The organism is Streptomyces sp. NPDC086080, assembly GCF_044540255.1.
In the GTDB taxonomy this organism is placed as follows: Bacteria; Actinomycetota; Actinomycetes; order Streptomycetales; family Streptomycetaceae; genus Streptomyces.
This window is the reverse complement of record NZ_JBITRU010000007.1, coordinates 65,778-84,320: the sequence shown is the minus strand read 5'-3', so window position 1 is coordinate 84,320 and position 18,543 is coordinate 65,778. Positions and strand designations below refer to the sequence as shown.

The 18,543-nt window shown below is 71.0% G+C and carries 18 protein-coding genes; 17 read left to right on the top strand and 1 reads right to left on the bottom strand.

From position 1 onward, the window contains the following. Positions 1-5: 5 nt before the first annotated feature. Positions 6-1,805, bottom strand: coding sequence for an FAD-dependent oxidoreductase (locus tag ACIF9R_RS11215; protein ID WP_399977479.1), 1,800 nt, complete (start codon positions 1,803-1,805; stop codon positions 6-8). Between the two features lie 583 nt (positions 1,806-2,388). Between ACIF9R_RS11215 and ACIF9R_RS11210 the strand changes: the two genes are divergently transcribed. The 17 genes from ACIF9R_RS11210 to ACIF9R_RS11130 all read left to right on the top strand — a co-directional run bounded on the left by ACIF9R_RS11210 (position 2,389) and on the right by ACIF9R_RS11130 (position 18,536). Further along, positions 2,389-3,213 carry a type 1 glutamine amidotransferase domain-containing protein gene (locus ACIF9R_RS11210; RefSeq protein ID WP_399977476.1) on the top strand — a complete coding sequence of 275 codons (825 nt, stop codon included), beginning with the start codon at positions 2,389-2,391 and terminating at the stop codon, positions 3,211-3,213. A gap of 14 nt (positions 3,214-3,227) precedes the next feature. After that, complete coding sequence (locus ACIF9R_RS11205; protein WP_399977473.1) at positions 3,228-4,874, top strand: thiamine pyrophosphate-binding protein; 1,647 nt, start codon at positions 3,228-3,230, stop codon at positions 4,872-4,874. A gap of 66 nt (positions 4,875-4,940) precedes the next feature. Then, positions 4,941-5,369 (top strand): nuclear transport factor 2 family protein, encoded by a 429-nt coding sequence (locus ACIF9R_RS11200; protein ID WP_399977471.1) that lies wholly within the window; start codon positions 4,941-4,943, stop codon positions 5,367-5,369. Positions 5,370-5,388: 19 nt separating this feature from the next. Continuing rightward, entirely contained in the window at positions 5,389-5,844 is a 456-nt protein-coding gene (locus ACIF9R_RS11195) for a nuclear transport factor 2 family protein (protein ID WP_399977468.1), read from the top strand. A gap of 41 nt (positions 5,845-5,885) precedes the next feature. Continuing rightward, positions 5,886-6,269, top strand: a complete 384-nt coding sequence (locus ACIF9R_RS11190; RefSeq protein ID WP_399977466.1) for a nuclear transport factor 2 family protein — start codon at positions 5,886-5,888, stop codon at positions 6,267-6,269. Between the two features lie 11 nt (positions 6,270-6,280). Beyond that, a complete protein-coding gene (locus tag ACIF9R_RS11185; RefSeq protein ID WP_399977464.1) occupies positions 6,281-7,885 on the top strand; it encodes a GMC family oxidoreductase in 1,605 nt (534 codons plus the stop codon). Then, positions 7,878-8,492, top strand: coding sequence for a DJ-1/PfpI family protein (locus tag ACIF9R_RS11180; RefSeq protein ID WP_399977461.1), 615 nt, complete (start codon positions 7,878-7,880; stop codon positions 8,490-8,492). The genes ACIF9R_RS11185 and ACIF9R_RS11180 overlap by 8 nt, the downstream gene beginning before the upstream one ends. Then, entirely contained in the window at positions 8,492-9,037 is a 546-nt protein-coding gene (locus ACIF9R_RS11175) for a VOC family protein (protein WP_399977459.1), read from the top strand. The genes ACIF9R_RS11180 and ACIF9R_RS11175 overlap by 1 nt, the downstream gene beginning before the upstream one ends. Continuing rightward, complete coding sequence (locus tag ACIF9R_RS11170; RefSeq protein WP_399977456.1) at positions 9,030-10,865, top strand: AGE family epimerase/isomerase; 1,836 nt, start codon at positions 9,030-9,032, stop codon at positions 10,863-10,865. The genes ACIF9R_RS11175 and ACIF9R_RS11170 overlap by 8 nt, the downstream gene beginning before the upstream one ends. Further along, complete coding sequence (locus tag ACIF9R_RS11165; protein ID WP_399977453.1) at positions 10,862-11,206, top strand: STAS domain-containing protein; 345 nt, start codon at positions 10,862-10,864, stop codon at positions 11,204-11,206. Before ACIF9R_RS11170 ends, ACIF9R_RS11165 begins: the two co-directional genes overlap by 4 nt. Beyond that, positions 11,203-13,377, top strand: a complete 2,175-nt coding sequence (glgX, locus tag ACIF9R_RS11160) for a glycogen debranching protein GlgX (protein ID WP_399977451.1) — start codon at positions 11,203-11,205, stop codon at positions 13,375-13,377. Before ACIF9R_RS11165 ends, glgX begins: the two co-directional genes overlap by 4 nt. A gap of 1 nt (position 13,378) precedes the next feature. Then, positions 13,379-13,690 (top strand): STAS domain-containing protein, encoded by a 312-nt coding sequence (locus ACIF9R_RS11155; protein WP_399977448.1) that lies wholly within the window; start codon positions 13,379-13,381, stop codon positions 13,688-13,690. Next, positions 13,683-14,159, top strand: a complete 477-nt coding sequence (locus tag ACIF9R_RS11150; protein ID WP_399977446.1) for an ATP-binding protein — start codon at positions 13,683-13,685, stop codon at positions 14,157-14,159. The genes ACIF9R_RS11155 and ACIF9R_RS11150 overlap by 8 nt, the downstream gene beginning before the upstream one ends. A gap of 11 nt (positions 14,160-14,170) precedes the next feature. After that, complete coding sequence (locus ACIF9R_RS11145) at positions 14,171-15,421, top strand: PP2C family protein-serine/threonine phosphatase (RefSeq protein WP_399977444.1); 1,251 nt, start codon at positions 14,171-14,173, stop codon at positions 15,419-15,421. After that, positions 15,421-16,182 carry a MinD/ParA family protein gene (locus tag ACIF9R_RS11140; RefSeq protein ID WP_399977442.1) on the top strand — a complete coding sequence of 254 codons (762 nt, stop codon included), beginning with the start codon at positions 15,421-15,423 and terminating at the stop codon, positions 16,180-16,182. The genes ACIF9R_RS11145 and ACIF9R_RS11140 overlap by 1 nt, the downstream gene beginning before the upstream one ends. 124 nt (positions 16,183-16,306) lie before the next feature. Beyond that, positions 16,307-17,620 (top strand): sugar phosphate nucleotidyltransferase, encoded by a 1,314-nt coding sequence (locus ACIF9R_RS11135; protein ID WP_399977440.1) that lies wholly within the window; start codon positions 16,307-16,309, stop codon positions 17,618-17,620. A 175-nt stretch (positions 17,621-17,795) separates the two neighbouring features. Further along, positions 17,796-18,536: a type 1 glutamine amidotransferase domain-containing protein gene (locus ACIF9R_RS11130; protein ID WP_399977437.1), complete on the top strand. Its 741-nt coding sequence runs from the start codon at positions 17,796-17,798 to the stop codon at positions 18,534-18,536. The last annotated feature ends 7 nt before the right edge of the window (positions 18,537-18,543 follow it).

The following is an 18,543-nucleotide window of genomic DNA, read 5'->3' as shown; positions in this document are numbered from 1 at the left end:
TCCGTTCAGCCCATCGACCGGTACCGGTGGATCAGGGAGACCGCCATGGCGCCCTCGCCGACCCCGGAGGCGACCCGTTTCACCGAGTGCGCCCGTACGTCACCCGCGGCGAAGACCCCGGGCACGCTGGTCTCCAGGGGGTAGGGCGCCCGTTCCAGCGGCCATTCCGTGGGCAGCTCACCGCCGTTGGTGACCAGGTCCGAGCCGGTGAGCACGAAGCCGTGGTCGTCGCGCTCGACGACGCCGTCCAGCCAGTCCGTGTGCGGCCGGGCGCCGATGAACGTGAACATGAACCGGCAGGGCACCTCGGCGTCCTCGCCGGTGGCGGCGTCGTGCAGTACGGCCCGCTCCAGGTGCTCGTCCCCCCTCAGCTCCTTCACCGTCGTGTGCGCCCGCACCTCGATGTTGGGTGTCTTGGTGATCTCGTCGACCAGGTACTGCGACATGGCCGAGGACAGCGATGCCGCGCGCACCAGGATCGTCACCTGCTGCGCGTACTTGGCGAAGTGCACGGCCGCCTGCCCCGCCGAGTTGGCGCCGCCGACCACGAACACATGCTGGGAGATGCAGGCCGAGCTCTCGGTGGTGGCGGCGCCGTAGTACAGCCCCGCGCCCTCGAACCGGTCGGCGCCCGGCGCCCGGAGCCGGTTGTAGGAGACGCCGGTGGACAACAGGACGGACTCGGCGCTGATCTCCGTGCCGTCGGTCAGTGTGAGGATCTTCGCCGGGTCGTCCCGGGTCAGCCGGACCACCTCGACGGGGTGCAGGAGTTCCGCGCCGAACCGCTGGGCCTGGATGGTGGCCCGCCGGGTGAGGTCGCCGCCGGACAGCCCGGAGGGGAAGCCGAGGTAGTTCTCGATCAGCGAGGACGTGCCGGCCTGGCCCCCGGGCGCCCGTGAGTCCAGCAGCAGGGTGCTCAGCCCCTCGGAGGCGGAGTACACCCCGGCGGCGAGCCCGGCGGGGCCGGCGCCCACGATGACGCACTCGTAGTGCGGCCGGGAGGCGGTGGTGGTCAGCCCCAGATGCCGGGCGAGTTCCGCGTCGGTCGGCGCGGACAGCAGGACACCGTCCGGGAACCGCACCAGCGGCAGCGCGGCGCCGGGCCGCTCGGCCAGCAGTCCGAGGGCCTCGGGGTCCCGCTCGACGTTGAGGAACTTGAACGGCCGGCCGTTGCGGGTGAAGAAGTCCCGTACCGCGTGGGTGCCCGGGGACACCAGGTGGCCGGCGACCAGGATGCCGTCGTAGGCCGGGCGGTAGGCGGCGAGCCAGTCCGACAGCAGGTCGTCCAGGACCGGGAAGAGCCGCTCGTGCGGCGGGTCCCAGGGTTTCATCAGGTAGTAGTCGAGCCGCACCTGGTTGATGGCGGTGATCGCGGCCTCGGTCTCCGCGTACGCGGTGAGCAGCACCCGGCGGGCGTCCGGGTAGCGGCTGACCGCCTCCAGCAGGAACTCCACGCCGGTGATCTCCGGCATCCGCTGGTCGACGAGGAACAGCGCCGGGTCGTGGCCCCGCTCGTCCAGCGAGTCGAGGATCTTCAGGGCGTCGGCGGCCGAGGAGGCACCGAGCACGCGGTAGCGGTCGCCGTAGGCGCTGCGCAGGTCGCGGCGGACGGCCCGCAGCACCTGGGGGTCGTCGTCGACGGCGAGGATCACCGGTTTGCGGCCCTCGCCGGGGGCGCCGCGGCTGTGGTCGGCGGGCTCCGCCGCGGAGTGCCGGGGGCGGGAGGAGCGGGAGGCCCCGGTGCCTTCGGCGGTCATGGTCATACCGGGGCGGTGGCCGGTCCGGCCGATGTTTCCCCTGTTCATGCCAGCTCCATCATGACTCGGTCCACTCGGCACCGGGGCCCGTGACGCGCCGGCCCGGTGCACGGCGGCGGTCGGACGGACTGGGGCCCGCGGGTGCGCGGTGGTGCGGTGGTTCTCGGGAGGAGTCGCAGCAGCCGACATGTCCGCAATCGAGGCACATCCCCGGGTGGACCGGACGGCGGCCGGTGCCCGGAGTTCCGCGTGGCCCGGGGTACGGGCCCGCGCGCCCCCGCGCTGGGCGCGGGGGCCGCGGGCGCGTGCGCCTGGTGGTCATCGCGGTTCCTCCGGATCGGGGATGGGGTGGGGGGAGGACGATCGGGGACAGGGAGGATCGTTTGCGGTGGAGACGGGTGCGACAACATCAACGCTGCCCCGCCGCCATTCGGCGGGCCCGCGAAGTCAGGAATTCCCGCCGATACTTCCTGAGGTCGGATCTCCACTTCCTGAGGTCCGCACCCGACTCCCTGAGGTCCGGGCCGCGTTCACGCCGACACCTCAAGAAGTCGGGACGCCTCGCTTGGACGGCGGGCCGTGCTCCCCCGAGGGTGGGAAGAGCCACCAACGGCAGCCCGGGAGGGGATCCATGAGCCGGAAAATTCTGGTCATCGTCTCCGAACACGGATATTGGGCCGAGGAACTCATCGGGCCCGTGTCCACGTTCGACGCACAGGGATATGAGGTCGTTTTCGCGACTCCCACCGGAAAGCGGGCACGCGCCCTTCCGCCGAGCCTCGACGAGAACTACGTCGACCCGCCGCTCGGCCGCAGTGTCACCACCGCCGAGAACGCCCGGCTGGGCCGCGAGTTCGACGAGGGCGGCCGGCTCGACAAGGCCCTCGACATCTCGGCCTGGGTTCCGGAACGCCCCTACACCAGCAGCGCGAACTACCTGCGCGAGCTGGAGCAGTACCACCGGGATCTCGACCGCCTCGCCGAGGACATCGAGGAATACGACGCGATCCTGATCGTCGGCGGCAGCGGACCGATCGCGGACCTCGCCAACAACGAGCGGGTGCACGCCCTGATCCTGGCCTTCCAGGAGGCCGGCAAGGTGATCGGGGCCGAGTGCTACGGCGTGGCCTGCCTCGCCTTCGCCCGCGACTGGGGCGACCGCCGGTCGATCATCTGGGGCAAGCACGTCACCGGCCACTGCAAGGAGTACGACTACAAGGACGGCACCGGATTCCTCGGTACCGACTTCAACATGGGCCCGCCGCCGTACCCGCTGGAGTACATCCTGCGCGACGCGACCGGCCCCGACGGCGCCTACCACGGCAATTTCGGCCACCCGCTCTCGGTCATCGTCGACTTCCCGTTCGTCACGGGCCGTTCGACCCCGGATTCCTATCTCACCGGGCAGAAGATCGTGGAAGTGCTGGAAAACGGTCTCACCCGATACGGCTGGTAATCCGGAGGGCATTCATGTCGGTTCAGCCGGGCAAGACGAAAATCATCGAACAGTTCAAGGCGGACGGCCTGGACATCATGTTCGGGAATCCCGGAACCGTGGAACAGGGGTTTCTCGACGCCGCCGACAACGCCGACGACTTCCGCTACGTTCTCGCCCTCCAGGAAACGGTGGCCGCGGGCATCGCCGACGGATACGCCCGGGCCACGGGCGGCGCCGCGCTGCTCCAGCTGCACTCCGGGGTCGGGCTCGGCAACGGCGTCGGCATGCTCTACCAGTCGATGCGCGGCCACACCCCGCTCGTCGTGATCGCCGGTGACGCCGGGGTCCGGTACGACGCGATGGACGCCCAGATGGCGGCCGACCTCGTCGCCATGGCCCGCCCGGTCACCAAGTACGCCACCCGGGTCACCGATCCCGGCTCGGTGCTGCGCACGGTCCGCCGGGCCGTGAAGATCGCGCTGACGCCGCCGCGCGGGCCGGTCTTCGTGGCGCTGCCGATGGACGTGCTGGACGCGCCCAACGACGAGCCGGTCCTGCCCACCGTCGTCCCGCGCACCGACGCCGCGCCCGCCGAGGCGGCCGTGGCGGAGGCCGCCGAGCTGCTCGCCGCCGCCCGGCGCCCGCTGATCCTGGCCGGGGACGGGGTGTCCCTCGCCGGGGCACAGGCCGAGCTCACCGCCGTCGCCGAACTGCTGGGCGCGGACGTGTGGGACGCCGATGTCTCCGAGGTCACCATGGCGGCCTCGCACCCGCTGCACCGCGGGGCCACCGGCCATATGTTCGGCGCGCACAGCAGGGAGCTGGTCGGGAACGCGGACGCGGTCCTGATCGTGGGCACCTACGCGTTCCCGGAGGTGTTCCCCGACCTGGCGAGCCCCTTCGCGGCCGGCGCCAAGGTCGTCCACATCGACCTCAACGCGTACGAGATCGCCAAGAACCACCCGGTCGACCTCGGTGTCGTCGCCGACCCCCGGGCGGCCCTGCGGGCCCTCGCGGCCGTCCTGGGCGGGCGGCTGCCCGCGGACCGGCGCGCCGCGGCCGCCGCGCGGCTGGCCGCACGGACCGCCGAACGCGACCGCGGGCGGGCCGCGTTCTCCGCCGGCTCGCACGACGGCACCCCCGCCGAGGCCTTCCTGCACGCGCTGGCCGGGGAGACCGGCGGAGACCTGATCGTCTTCGACGAGGCCCTGACCAGCTCCCCGCTGGTGACCTCCTACCTCCCGCCGGACCGCCCCGGCGACTACCACCTGACCCGCGGCGGCTCGCTCGGCGTGGGAATCCCCGGCGCGATCGGCGCCAAGCTGGCGCACCCGGACCGCACGGTCGTCGGGTTCACCGGCGACGGCGGCTCCATGTACACCTTCCAGGCGCTGTGGACGGCCGCCCGGTACGGCGTCGCCGCGAAGTTCGTGATCTGCAACAACCACAAGTACCGGCTGCTCGACGACAACATCGCGCAGTACTGGCGGGAGCGGGACATCCCGGAGCACGCCTTCCCGCGCTCCTTCGACCTCGCCCGCCCGGAGATCGACTTCGCCGGTCTGGCCCGCTCCCTCGGGGCCGACGGCGTCCGGGTGGAGAAGCCCGGCCAGGCGGCCGGCGCGGTACGGCGGATGCTCGGCCACCCGGGCCCGTTCCTGGTGGACCTGCAGATCTGACCGGCCGGCCCACGACCCCGCCCCCTGATCCGTTCGACCCCCTGATCCGTAAGGAGGCCTGCGCGCATGCCGCAGCCGCTGACCGAGGACGCGATCCGTACGTTCGCCGCCGAGTGGTACACGGCGCTGGACGAGCACATCCCGCTCGCCGGGGTGCTGCCCTTCCTCACCGGGGACATGGAACTGAAGGTCCCGGAGGACACCTTCACCGGGCACGACGGTTTCGCCCGCTGGTACGACGCCGTGACCCACCGCTTCTTCGACGAGGTGCACACGGTCACCAAGGTCGAGCCGGTGATCGACGGGGACCGGGCGGTCGTCCGGGTGCTCGTCAACTGGCAGGCGAAGATCTGGGACCCGCCGGCCGCCCGCAGCCAGTGGCTGGGCTTCGACGCCGACCAGACCTGGACCGTCGTGGCCGGGCCGACCGGCCCGCAGATCAAGACGTACGTCGTCAACGCCCTGGACCCGATGCCGGGTTCGGCGGCCCTCTGAGCCCGGGGAGGCGACGACGATGGCGATGGTGACACGGGAACAGGTCGAGGCCGCCTACCAGGCACTCGGCTCGGGCGACCGCGCCCGGATCCTTGAGCACTACAGCGAGGACCTGCGCTGGCTGGTCCCGGGCAACCACCCGCTGGCCGGCTGGTACGAGTCGCTGGACGCGTTCCTCGACCTGATGGCCCGCACCGGCAAGCTCACCGGCGGCACCTTCCGGATGGAGCGCGAGGTGGTCCTCGTGGGCGAGGACTGCTCCGCCGACGTGTGCCGCAACACCGGTCTGCGCGCCGGGGCGCCGGAGGACAGCGGGTCCCCGTACGAGCGGATGGACTACCCGGTCTTCCACTTCCTGCGCTGGCGGGACGGCCGCGTCGTCGAGGGCCACGACGGCCTGTTCGGCGACGACGCGACGGCCTTCAGCCAGTTCTGGGCGCCGTTCGGACCCGGCGGCCTGCGCACCACCGACTGATCCCGCACGCGGCAGCGACACGACAGGAGGGGGAGCACTCCATGGACGCCCATGAGGTGATCACCAGGTACTACGACTACGCCAACGCCGGTGACTGGCAGCGCTGGTGCGACCTGTTCGCCGAGGACCAGGTCATGGACGAACAGCTCGCCGGGCACATCGAGGGGCTGGCGAAGCTCCGCTCGATGATGACCGGCATGGGGGACATGTACGAGAAGTTCAGCAACCGGCCGGTGCACGTGGTCGTGGACGCCGACGGCGAGCGGGCTGCGGTGGTCTCCCACCTCAGCGCCGTGGCCAGGGCCTCCGGCAAGGGCATCGAGGCCGAGGTCATGAACTTCTTCCGGATCACCGACGGGAAGATCACGTACATGGCGAACTTCCACGACACGGTGCCGTTCCGCGTCCTGTCGCAGGCCGCCTGAGGGGGCACGCCATGACCGAGCGCACACCCGAGTCGTACGACTACATCGTGATCGGCGCCGGAGCGGCGGGCAGCGTCCTGGCGAACCGGCTCTCCGAGGACCCGGACACCACGGTGCTGGTGCTGGAGGCGGGCGGCGACCGCATCCCGCCGGAGGTGGACGACCCGTCGTCCTGGTACAAGCTGCTGGGCGGCCCGATCGACTGGGGCTACACCGGCGTCCCGCAGCCCGGCCTCGACGGGCGCCGGGTGTACGAGCCGCGCGGCAAGGCCCCGGGCGGCAGCAGCAACCTGTACATCATGATGCACATCCGGGGCCACGCCTCGGACTTCGACGCCTGGGCCTATCAGGGCGCCGCGGGCTGGGCCCACGAGGACGTGCTGCCGTACTTCGCGCTGCTGGAGGCGCAGGAGGACGTCACCGCGCGGACCACCGGCACCAAGGGTCCGCAGCGCGTCACCAACGCCGGTGAGCACGGGCCCAGCCCGGTCTCCCGGGTCTTCATCGACGCCTGCGTGGAACTGGGCCACCAGGAGATCGCCGACTTCAACACCGACGGCCCCCGGCGGGGCCTGTTCGGCACCGGCTGGCACCACATCGACGTGGCCGACGGCCGGCGGCAGGGCACGCTCGCCGCCTATCTGGAGCCGGTCCTCGAGCGGCCCAACCTGAGCCTGCGCACCAGCGCGCAGACCACCCGGCTGCTGTTCGACGGCGACACCTGTGTCGGCGCCGAGTACGTGCAGAGCGCCCCGCCCGCCGGTATACCCGGCCGCACCCTGCCCAGCGACACCGTCGCCCCCGGCACGCACACCGTACGGGCCCGGCGCGAGGTGATCGTGGCCGCCGGGGCGATCGAGTCGCCCAAGCTGCTGCTGCTGTCCGGCATCGGGCACCCGGAGCAGCTGCGCCGGCACGGCATCGCGGTGACGGCGGAGGTACCGGGTGTCGGCGAGAACTTCCACAACCACGTGCTGACCGGCCTGATGGCCGAGGTCACCAGGGAACTGCCGCCACCCGGGCAGAACCTCTCCGAGTCGGCCCTCTTCCTGTCCTCCCAGCCGGGACTGCCCGCCCCCGACTTGCAGATCGCCTTCGTGCACGTCCCGTTCGACGTGATCGTGGGGCAGAACCACCCCAATACGGTGAGCATCCTCCCCGGTGTCGTCCGGCCCGCCTCGCGCGGCTGGATCCGGCTGGCCGGCCCCGACCCGCTGGCCCCGCCGCTGATCAACCCGAACTACCTGGGCGACCGGTGGGACCTGGAGCGCATGGTGCAGGGGGTGAAGCTGGCCCGGGAGATCTTCGGGACGTCGGCCTTCTCGCCCTGGTACAAGCAGGAGCTCCAGCCCGGTCCCGCCACGGTGACCGACGACGAACTGCGCACCTTCGTGAAGCAGAAGGCGGAGAGCTACCACCACCAGGCCGGCTCCTGCCGGATGGGTGTGGACGACCTGTCGGTCGTCGACCCGCAGCTGCGGGTGCACGGCGTGCGCGGTCTGCGCGTGGCGGACGCGAGTGTCATGCCCGCGGTGCCGTCCGGCAACTGCCACACCGCGATCGTGATGATCGCCGAGCGGGCCGCCGACCTCGTCCGGGGGGTGTCCCGTGTCTGACGTGGTGCTGCGCGAGGGAGCGCTGAGCGGGCTGCGGCTCGCCGTGCTGATCGAGAGCGACTTCTTCGAGCCGGAGATCGCCTACTACCGGCGCCGGTTCGCGGAGGAGGGAGCCGAGACCGACTTCCTCACCCGGCTGTGGGGCAACGACTCCATCACCTTCCAGGGGCACGAGTACCGGGCCCCGTTCACCGCGGACAAGACCTTCGAGGGGATGACCGACGAGCAACTGCGCGGCTACGCCGCCGTGATCGTTCCGTCGGGCATGGTCTCCGACCGGCTGCGCTACACCGAGGACGTGGACCGGCTCGCCCCGGCGGCCGACTTCCTGCGCCGGGCCTTCGAGGAGCCGTCCGTGCTCAAGGGCGTCATCTGCCACGGCATGTGGCTGGCCGCCTCGATCCCCGAGAAGGTCCGCGGCCGCAAGGTGGTCTGCCACAACAACCTGGTCGGCGACGTCCGCAACATGGGTGCCGAGTACGTCGACGAGGACGTGGTGGTCGACGGCGACCTGGTGACCGGGCGCACGGGACTGCACCACCACCTCTTCGCCCGCCGGATCATCGAGCTCGTCGCGGCGCGCGCCGGCCGGGGCGGTGGGTCCTGATGCGCTGGTCGCACGTGGGGCTCAACTGCCGGGACCAGAAGACGACCGAGGAGTTCTACACCCGCTTCTTCGGCTTCACCCGGGCCCGGGTCGTGGACCTCGGGGACTCGGAGATCGTCTTTTTGCGCCGGGGGGACGCCTATCTGGAGCTGTTCCCGGCCGTGGACCAGGCCGCGGCCGGACCGGCCGGACCGGCCGGACCGGCCGCACCGGCCACGGGGGACGGGCCCGGCCGGCCGGGTGCGATGCGGCACCTGGCCTTCCAGACCGACAGCGTCGACGCCTTCCTCTCCGAACTGGGCGACGGGGCCGAGATCACCCTCGGCCCGCTGGACTTCGACGACTTCATCTGCGGCTGGCGCACGGTCTGGGTGCGCGACCCGGACGGCGTGATCGTCGAGGTCAGCCAGGGCTACCGGGACGAGGCGGAGGACGGCACGGGTGCGGCCGCGACGAGCGCGGCAGCGACGGGCGGCACGGGCGCGGCAGACACAACGGACGCACAGGACACTCAGGCTGCTAAGGACGGTGCACGCCATGGCTGAGGCCGTGACCTTCTCCTTCTCCGACACCATCGCCGGATACGTCGACCACTTCGACTCCGGGGCCCGGCGGCTGACGCTGCACACCGCCGACGACCGCCGCTTCACGGTCTCGCTGAACGGCGACCCCAGCGCGGAGCTGGTGCGCAACCTCGACGAGCCGTACATCGACGCCTCCGGCCACATCGACGAGATGCTCTCGCCCGGCCGGTTCCTGTTCGTGTACGGCATCCACTACCCGGGCGCCGAAGGGGGCTTCGAGGCGAAGCGGCTGGTGTTCCTGGGCCGCGGCGCCGAGGACTACCGGTTCGAGGAGGGCAGTTGGTGGATCAAGCAGATCGAGTCCCTGGCCGCCTTCTACATCAGGGCCCAGTTCGGTGAGGGGCCGGTCGACTTCGAGGAGTACCGCACGGAGATCCGGCTCGGCGGGGACAAGACCGCGAGCCATGTCCAGGAGACCGACACCATCTCGCGGCTGGTCTACGGCATGGCGTCGGCGTACCTGCTGACCGGCAAGGACGAGTACCTGGAGGTCGCCGAGCGCGGCACGGAGTATCTGCGGGGGCACATGCGGGTGGTCGACGCCGAGGAGGACGTCGTCTACTGGTACCACGGCATCAAGGTCGACGGTGACTCCGAACGCAAGCTGTTCACCTCGGAGTTCGGTGACGACTACGACGCCATCCCGATGTACGAGCAGATCTACGCGCTGGCCGGCCCGGTGCAGACCTACCGGGTCACCGGAGACGCCCGGATCAAGAGCGACGCGGACGCCACCATCCGGCTGTTCGACAAGTTCTTCCTGGACCGGGAGCAGGGCGGCTACTTCTCGCACATCGACCCGATCCTGTTCAGCCCGGACCACGAGTCGCTGGGCGAGAACCGCAGCCGCAAGAACTGGAACTCGGTCGGCGACCACGCGCCCGCGTATCTGATCAACCTGTACCTGGCGACGGGCGAGGAGCGGTACGCCGACTTCCTCGAGTACACCTTCGACACGATCGCGGACCGCTTCCCGGACTACAAGCAGAGCCCCTTCGTCCAGGAGCGCTTCCACCGGGACTGGTCGCACGACACCGCGCACAGCTGGCAGCAGAACCGCGCCGTGGTCGGCCACAACCTCAAGATCGCCTGGAACCTGATGCGGATGAACTCGCTGCGGGCCAAGCCGGCGTACGGGGAACTGGCGCGCCAGATCGGCCAGCTGATGCCCGAGGTGGGCAGCGACCGGCAGCGCGGCGGCTGGTACGACGTGGTCGAGCGGATCAAGGGCGAGCACGACGAGCAGTACCGTTTCGCCTGGCACGACCGCAAGGCGTGGTGGCAGCAGGAGCAGTCCATCCTCGCCTATCTGATCCTGCACGGCACGGTCGGCGGCGAGGACTTCCTGCGCGAGGCCCGCCTGGCCGAGGCGTTCTACAACACCTTCTTCCTCGACCACGACGAGGGAGCGGTCTACTTCAACGTGCTGGCCTCCGGCACGCCGTACCTGCTGGGCACCGAGCGGCTGAAGGGCAGCCACTCGATGTCGATGTACCACTCGGCCGAGCTGTGCTACCTGGCCGCGGTGTACAACAACCTGCTGATCAACGGGCGGGAGATGGACTTCCACTTCAAGCCCGATCCCTCCGACCTGCCCGGCCGGGTGCTGAGGGTCGCGCCCGACCTGCTGCCGGCCGGTTCGACCACCATCGCGGCCGTCGAGATCGACGGCCTCGAGTACGACGACTACGACGCCGACGCCCTCACCGTGACCCTTCCCGACGTGCAGGAGCGGGTCCGGGTCACGGTGCGGCTGCGTCCGGTGACCACGGGGAAGGACACACCATGACGCTGACCTATCGGAAGCGGCGCACCAAATCGGGCACGGTCGTCTCACCGGCCGGCGAGATCAACAGCGAGACCTCCGGCACCCTGCTGGAGGCGCTGCGCCCGCTGGTGCGCTCGGGGGACACGCTGCGCATCGACCTCAAGAACGTCTCGTACGTCTCCAGCGCCGGGCTGCGTACCCTGCTCGTCGTGTACCGGGAGGCCCAGCACTCCGGGGCCCGGGTGACGCTGACCGGGGTGGGCGAGGAGGTCCGGTTCGTGATGTCGGCGACCGGGTTCCTGGACTTCTTCGTCGCGGGCGAGGACGACCGGGCGGCGCAGGCGGGACAGGCCGCCACATGACGGAGTACCTGGAACTGCAGCGCATCGACGCCTATCCCACCCACCGCATCGCCGGGTACGGGGTCCGCGCCGCCAAGCCCTACCCCTTCGGCGCGTACGTCGTGCCGGGCGGGGTGAGCTTCGCGGTCTACTCGGACCGGGCGACCGGCATGACGCTGGTGCTGTTCAAGCGCGGCGAACCGCAGCCCATGGCCGAACTGGAGTTCCCTCCGGAGTTCCGTACCGGCAGTGTGTTCGCGATGACCGTCTTCGGTCTGGACCACGAGGACATCGAGTACGGCTTCCGGGCCGACGGCCCCTTCGATCCGGTCCAGGGCCACCGCTTCGATCCGCAGCGGATCCTCAGCGACCCCTACGCCCGGCTGGTATCCGGCCGGGACGTGTGGGGAGCCGAGCCGGACCGGGACAACGTCTACCCCTACCGGTCACGGGTCTGCCTCCAGGACTTCGACTGGGGCGACGACGTCCCGCTCGGCATCTCCTCCGAGGATCTGGTGATCTACGAGGCCCATGTGCGCGGCATGACCCGTCACCCCTCGTCCGGGGTGGCGGCACCGGGCACCTTCGCGGGACTGCGGGAGAAGGTCCCGTACCTGAAGGAACTGGGTGTCAACTGCATCGAGCTGCTGCCCGTGTTCGAGTTCGACGAGACGGACAACCCCCGCACCGACCCGGTGACCGGCGAGCGGCTGTACGACTACTGGGGTTACAACACCGTCTCCTTCTTCGCCCCGAAGGCCGGCCTCGCGGCGACGGGCCGCTACGGAATGCAGGGCGACGAGCTGCGCACCCTGATCAAGGACCTGCACGCGGCGGGCATCGAGGTGATCCTCGACGTCGTCTTCAACCACACCGCCGAGGGCAACGAGCACGGCCCCACGATCTCCTTCAAGGGCCTCGACAACGCGACGTACTACATGCTCACGCCCGAGGGGTACTACTTCAACTTCAGTGGTACCGGCAACACCGTCAACTGCAACCATCCCGTCGTCCGGCAGTTCGTCCTGGACTGTCTGCGGCACTGGGTCGCCGACTACCACGTCGACGGCTTCCGCTTCGACCTCGCCGCCATCCTCGGCCGCGCCCTGGACGGCACCCCGCTGCCCAACCCGCCGCTGCTGGAACTGCTCGCCCACGACCCGGTGCTGCGCCACACCAAGCTGATCGCCGAGGCGTGGGACGCGGCCGGTCTGTACGAGGTCGGCAACTTCCCGGCGTACGGGCGCTGGGCGGAGTGGAACGGCCGCTACCGGGACACCGTGCGCCGGTTCCTCAAGGGCGACGAGGGCGTGGTGGGCGAATTGGCGACCCGGATCGCCGGATCCCCCGACATGTACACCGGCCGGGGTACCGGCGCGTCGGTCAACTTCCTCACCGCGCACGACGGGTTCACCCTCGCCGACCTGGTCTCCTACAACGACAAGCACAACGAGGCCAACGGCGAGGACAACCGGGACGGGGCCAACGACAACGACAGCTGGAACCATGGCGTGGAGGGCCCGACCGACGACCCGGAGATCAACGCGCTGCGGATGCGGCAGATGAAGAACGCCATGGCGATCCTGCTCACCAGCCAGGGCGTCCCGATGATCCTGGCCGGTGACGAGTTCGGCCGCACCCAGCAGGGCAACAACAACACCTACTGCCAGGACAACGAACTGTCCTGGGTGGACTGGGAGCTGGCCGGGACCAACGCCGAACTGCTGCGCTTCACCCGGGCGATGATCGCCTTCCGCACCGCCCATCCGCAGCTGCGCACCCACCGGCACACCACCGGCATGCCGGTGCCGGGAACCGGGCTGCCCGACATCAGCTGGCACGGGGTCACGGCCTGGGAGCCGGACTGGTCGCCCGGCAGCCGGCTGCTGGCGGTGATGCGCGGCGGCTGCGGCGACGGCGCCGACCCGTCCGACGGGTCCGGTGGCGGCTCCGGCGACCAGGACGTCCTCTACATCGCCATGAACGCGCACTGGGAGGCGCACGACCTCGAACTGCCCCATCTGCCCGGCGAACGCGCCTGGCACCTGTTCGCCGACACGGGGGCCGGGGCGCCCCGCGACGTGTACGAGCCGGGTGAGGAGCCCGTGCTGGAGAACCCCGGCCGCTATCTCATCGGACCGCGCTCGGTCGTGGTCCTCGTCGGGCGGACGCCCTCGACCGAAGGAGCCTGACATGGCGTTGTCCGTATCCCTGTCCGTCGACGGAGACGTCGCCGTGATCGAACTGGCCGGAGAGCTGGACGCCCGCACCGCGCCCGATCTCCACCAGACGATCGAGAAGGCCGCGACGCACGGCACCACCGTCGTGGAGATCCGTCTGCACCAGCTGACCTACATGGCCAGCGCAGGACTGCGTTCGCTGGTCTTCGCCCAGCAGAAGGTGTCCGACGGTGTCGTCATCCGGGTGGTCGGCGCCAGTGAGCCGGTCGCCCGGACGATCCGGACCGCCGGCCTGGACCGCACGATCACACTGGCCGATGAGTGAGGGGATCCGAGTGGCGCAGCGGGCATCCGGGTTACGGGTGCCCGCCACGCTCACCGCGTTGAGCGACATCGCCGCCTTCGTCCTGGCCCTGGCGGGGCGGGCCCGTCTCGACGACTCCGCCGCCTACCGGCTGCGGCTCGCCGTGGACGAACTCGCCACCAATGTCGTGACGCACGGATACGGCGGGGCGGGCACCCGGGACGGCTCCGCCGGCCCGGCCGAGGAGATCCTGGTGACCGGCGGCTTCGACGCCGACCGGCTGTGGGTGCGCGTCGAGGACACGGCGCCCCCCTTCGATCCGCGTGACGGGTGCCGCCCGCCGGACACGGACGTACCGCCCGAGCGGCGGCGCGTCGGCGGGCTCGGCATCCATCTGGCCCTGACCAGCGTGGACGAGTACGCCTATGACCGGCAGGGCGGCCGCAACGTCAGCACGCTGACCATGCGCACCGGGCCGGTACGGCCTTGAGGAGACGCTTCATGCCCAACACGACGGTGCTTGTCGTGGACGAGGACCCGCCCGTTCCCGCGGACCTGCTCGACGCCCTGGAACAGGTGGCGCCCTCGGTCACCCTGCGGTCCCTCGCCCGGCTCGGGAGCGATCCGTCCGCCGCGCTGCCCGCGGCGGACGTGCTCCTGGTCCCGGCCCGGTGCGCGCCCGACGCGGTGCGCGAGGTGGTCGGGCGGCTGCGTCATCGAGGGGCCGACCCCGTCGTCGTGGTGTACGCGCGGGACGGCTTCGAGGCACTGGAGCCGCATGTGCGGGCCGGGCACGACTATCTGGTCCCGCCGTTCCTGCCCGCCCTGGTCGGCGCCCGGCTGACCGGATCCGCGCAGCGCACCGAACGGGACCGCGCGGCCGGCGGGAGCGACGCGCGTACCGAACTGATCCGCTACGAGCGGGAGCTGGAGATCGGCCGGGAGATCCAGGCCGGCTTCCTGCCCGACGACCTGCCGGTGCCCCGGGGCTGGGAGATCGACGTACGGTTCCGGCCCGCCCGGCAGGTCGCCGGGGACTTCTACGACGTGTTCGAGCTGGTCCACCGCAGACGGCTGGCGATCGTGGTGGCCGACGTGTGCGACAAGGGCGTGGGCTCGGCCCTGTTCATGGCGCTGATCCGCAGCCTGCTGCGGCACACCGCGGAGAACAGCGGGCTGCAGCACCTGGTGGCCACCGGCTCCTCGCTGGCCTCGGACCACGCCGGGGTGCCCGTGGTGGGCGCCACCCCGCTGCTGACCGCGGTCAGCGCCACCAACGGCTACCTCACCCGCAACCATCTGAGCCAGGGCTACTTCGCCACCCTGTTCTTCGGCGTCCTGGACCCGGTCACCGGCAGCCTCGTCTACATCAACGGCGGCCACAACCCGCCGCTGCTGCTGGACGCGGACGGCGCCGAGCCGGTCCCGCTGGAACCCACAGGACCCGCCGTGGGGGTGCTGCCGGACTGCACCTTCACCCTGGGGTACGCGCAACTCGACCCGGGCGACACGCTGTTCGTCTACACCGACGGCGTGCCGGAGGCCCGCTGCCCCAATGGGCGGTTCCTCGGCGAGGAGCGGATGCTGCGGCTGCTCGCCGGGCCCGCGCTGCCCGGCCGGGAACTGGTGGAACGGCTGGACACGGCCGTACGCGCGCACACGGCGGACGGTGAACAGCACGACGACGTCACCATGCTGGCCCTGCACCGGCCGCGCGGCGTACCGTCACCGGCGGCCATGGCGGTGGCGTGATGGCGCTCACCGTGGTGATGCACTCGCACCGGGGCGGCACCGGCAAGTCGACGCTGCTCGCCAACATGGCGTACCTCATCGCCGGTGAGGGGCGGCGGGTGGCGCTGGTCGACACGGACATCCAGTCGCCGGCCCTGGACGTGCTGTTCGGCCTGGAGCCGGGCGGCCGCTCGCTCACCGACTATCTGCTGGGCCGCTGCGAGATCGAGGAGGCGGTGCACCGGGTGGGGCCCGACGGGCTGTACGTGGTGCCGGCCCGTACGGAGGCCGGCTCGCTCGGCGAGATCATGTCGATGGGCTACGACGTGGGCCTGCTGCCGGAGGCGTTCGCCCGGCTGGTGACCTCCTACGACCTGGACGTGCTGCTCCTGGACACCCACGCGGGTCTCAACAACGAGACGGTCACCGCCATGGCCAGCGCCGATCTTCTCGTGATCGCGCTGCGGGCGGACCGGATCGACCTGGTGGGCGCCGCCGAGCTGGCCCCGCTGGCCGGGCGGCTCGCCTGCCGGCGGGCGCTGGTGATCAGCATGGCGCCCGAGGGCATCGAGGCCGCGGACGTCCGGGCCCGGGCCGAGGACGCCTACGGTGCCGGCACGGCCGGTGTCCTGCCCTACGTCGCCGAACTCGCGGCGCTCGGCGGGGACCGCATCTTCGCCGACGCCCGTCCGGGCCATCCGGTGATCGAGGAACTGCGCAGCATCGTCGGCGCACTCGCCCCCGCGCCCCGGAAGTATCCGGTGGCGGAAACGGATCGCTGACCACCGGAAAAACGGAACCGGGGGAATCGGCGGGAGCGGGGACGAAATAGCGCGGCACGCAGCGCGTGGAATCGCGGCACAGCTCACCGAGCGCGGAAAGAACGCGCGGAAAACGGGGGTGCAGATGGAAAGCGTACCGGCAATGGCCCTGGCGGGCGGGCAGGGAGTGCGGGCCCGTCCGATCACCCTCAGCTCCGCCGATCACCTGCGCAGCAAGGCGGTCGTGCGGGTCGCCGGGCGGCCACTGATCGAATGGGCGGTCACCGCGCTCCGGGACCAGGGCGTGGGGCGGTACTACGTGGTCGCCAACGGAGGGGAGAACCGGGCGCAGACGCAGGCGGTCCTGGGCCACGGCGAACGCTTCGGCGTCAGCGTCCGCTACTCCCGGACCCGCTTCGACCGCGACAACACCGGCAGCGGCGAGGCCACCCTGCGCTGCCTGGAGTACTGGGACCTGACCGGGCTCGCCCTGGTCTTCCCCACGGACTCCCTGTTCGACTTCGACCTCGCCGACATGATCCGGGCCCACCGCGCGGCGCGTGCCGATGTCACGGTGGCCACCGTACGCAGGCCCGCGGCCACGGCCGCCGGCAAGTACGGGGTGCTGAGGCTCGGGCGGGGCGGGCTGGTCGACGGCTTCCTGGAGAAGCCGGACCTCGCCGCCGCACGGGCCCTGAGCCGTGGGGGCGACGGCGACCCGGTGCACACCAACGCCGGGATGTATCTGATCGACTGCGGCCGGCTGCGCATGGCCGCCCGTGATCCGGAACTCGCCGCGCTGATCCGGCACCGGCTCGACTGGGGTGGCGATCTGCTGCCGTACCTGGTGCGGCGGGGGTACCGGGTGCTGGCCCGTCCGATCGGCCGGTTCGGCGACCTGGGCAGTCCGCGCGACTATCTGGACACCCTCAGGGACCTGCTCCTCGGCCGCTATCCGCGGCTCAGCGACGGACTCGGCGAACCGGCGGGCCCCGGCGGTCACCGCGTCCACCCCTCCAGCCTGGAGATGAAGGACCGGGTCAGCGGCCGCACCCTGGCCGAGAAGATCGAGGACGGCAGCGTCCGGATCGGGCCGGGGGTGCGGATCGGGCGGGACGTGGAGATCGGGCCCGGGGTCGCGCTGGCCGAGTCCGACATCGGCGACGGCGTGGACATCGGCGCGCACAGCACCCTGCACGGGGTGGCGTGCGGCGACCACAGCGTCATCGGTCCCGGTGCCCTCCTCACCGACGTGTTCCTCGGCTGCATGGCCGACGTCCGCTCCACCCTGCGGGACCCCGTGGTCCTGGACGGCTGCTGCGCCCTCGGTGACGAGGTCCGGGTGCGGCCGGGTTCCCGGCTGCGCGGGGTGAGTGCCTTTCCCCGGCTGGAGATCGGCGGGGACATTCCGGGCGGTGCGGCACTGGCCGGTGTCCGCGACGTACTGCGGTGCCTGTGAGGAAACGGAATGCGCCGCCCGAAAGGCATATGAAGATTTAACCAATATGCATGTGACGAAGTATCGAGTGACTGAGCTATTCCTCTCGAAATGGTCCGGGCGGCGTGGTCACATCAAAACGCCGGATACGCCGGGCCCTGTCAGCGTCACCGGAATTCACGAAGGAGAAAAGGCCATGAGGATCCTCGTCGTCATGACGGCCAAGGCAACGCTCCATCTCCTGGACGGTGAGCGGCACCCGTCCGGCTTCTGGGCCGAGGAGTTCGTCGTCCCGTACCAGATCTTCACCGGCGCCGGACACGCCGTGGACGTCGCCACCATCGGCGGCCAGTCCCCGACCGTCGACCGGACCAGCATCGACCCGCAGTTCCTCCAGTACGTCCGCCCGCAGGGCTCCACGGACGACGACGCGGCCAACGCCGCCGAGTACGTCCGGGTCATCGAGTCCGTGCCGCAGCTGGCCAAGCCGCTGATCCTGGAGAACCTCACCGAGCAGGACATCGCCGGCTACGACGGCCTGTACGTCAGCGGTGGCCACGGCGCCATCGGCGACCTGCCCAAGTCCGACGAGCTGGCGCAGATCCTGCGCTGGTGGATCGCGTCCGGCAAGCCGCTGGCGACCGTCTGCCACGGCCACACCTCCCTGCTCGCCCTGCGCGACGGCGAGGGCCGGTGGCCGTTCGAGGGCTACCGGATGACCGCGTTCTCGCACTCCGAGGAGCTGGTCACCAACATGGCCGGGCGGCTGCCGCTCATCCTCGAGGTGGAACTGTCCCGGCTCGGCGCGCGGTACGAGAAGGCCGACGTCATCTGGGACTCCCACGTCGTGGTGGACCGGAACCTGACGACCGGCCAGAACCCGTACTCGTCCAAGGCGCTCGCCGAGACGTACCTGGAGCAGCTCGACGCATCGTGAACCCGTC

Excerpts from the sequence above, each read along its gene's own strand:
- ACIF9R_RS11215 (WP_399977479.1), bottom strand. The coding sequence starts at position 1,805 with ATGAACAGGGGAAACATCGGCCGGACCGGCCACCGCCCCGGTATGACC.
- ACIF9R_RS11210 (WP_399977476.1), top strand. The coding sequence starts at position 2,389 with ATGAGCCGGAAAATTCTGGTCATCGTCTCCGAACACGGATATTGGGCC.
- ACIF9R_RS11205 (WP_399977473.1), top strand. The coding sequence starts at position 3,228 with ATGTCGGTTCAGCCGGGCAAGACGAAAATCATCGAACAGTTCAAGGCG.
- ACIF9R_RS11200 (WP_399977471.1), top strand. The coding sequence starts at position 4,941 with ATGCCGCAGCCGCTGACCGAGGACGCGATCCGTACGTTCGCCGCCGAG.
- ACIF9R_RS11195 (WP_399977468.1), top strand. The coding sequence starts at position 5,389 with ATGGCGATGGTGACACGGGAACAGGTCGAGGCCGCCTACCAGGCACTC.
- ACIF9R_RS11190 (WP_399977466.1), top strand. The coding sequence starts at position 5,886 with ATGGACGCCCATGAGGTGATCACCAGGTACTACGACTACGCCAACGCC.
- ACIF9R_RS11185 (WP_399977464.1), top strand. The coding sequence starts at position 6,281 with ATGACCGAGCGCACACCCGAGTCGTACGACTACATCGTGATCGGCGCC.
- ACIF9R_RS11175 (WP_399977459.1), top strand. The coding sequence starts at position 8,492 with ATGCGCTGGTCGCACGTGGGGCTCAACTGCCGGGACCAGAAGACGACC.
- ACIF9R_RS11170 (WP_399977456.1), top strand. The coding sequence starts at position 9,030 with ATGGCTGAGGCCGTGACCTTCTCCTTCTCCGACACCATCGCCGGATAC.
- ACIF9R_RS11165 (WP_399977453.1), top strand. The coding sequence starts at position 10,862 with ATGACGCTGACCTATCGGAAGCGGCGCACCAAATCGGGCACGGTCGTC.
- glgX (WP_399977451.1), top strand. The coding sequence starts at position 11,203 with ATGACGGAGTACCTGGAACTGCAGCGCATCGACGCCTATCCCACCCAC.
- ACIF9R_RS11155 (WP_399977448.1), top strand. The coding sequence starts at position 13,379 with ATGGCGTTGTCCGTATCCCTGTCCGTCGACGGAGACGTCGCCGTGATC.
- ACIF9R_RS11150 (WP_399977446.1), top strand. The coding sequence starts at position 13,683 with ATGAGTGAGGGGATCCGAGTGGCGCAGCGGGCATCCGGGTTACGGGTG.
- ACIF9R_RS11145 (WP_399977444.1), top strand. The coding sequence starts at position 14,171 with ATGCCCAACACGACGGTGCTTGTCGTGGACGAGGACCCGCCCGTTCCC.
- ACIF9R_RS11140 (WP_399977442.1), top strand. The coding sequence starts at position 15,421 with ATGGCGCTCACCGTGGTGATGCACTCGCACCGGGGCGGCACCGGCAAG.
- ACIF9R_RS11135 (WP_399977440.1), top strand. The coding sequence starts at position 16,307 with ATGGAAAGCGTACCGGCAATGGCCCTGGCGGGCGGGCAGGGAGTGCGG.
- ACIF9R_RS11130 (WP_399977437.1), top strand. The coding sequence starts at position 17,796 with ATGAGGATCCTCGTCGTCATGACGGCCAAGGCAACGCTCCATCTCCTG.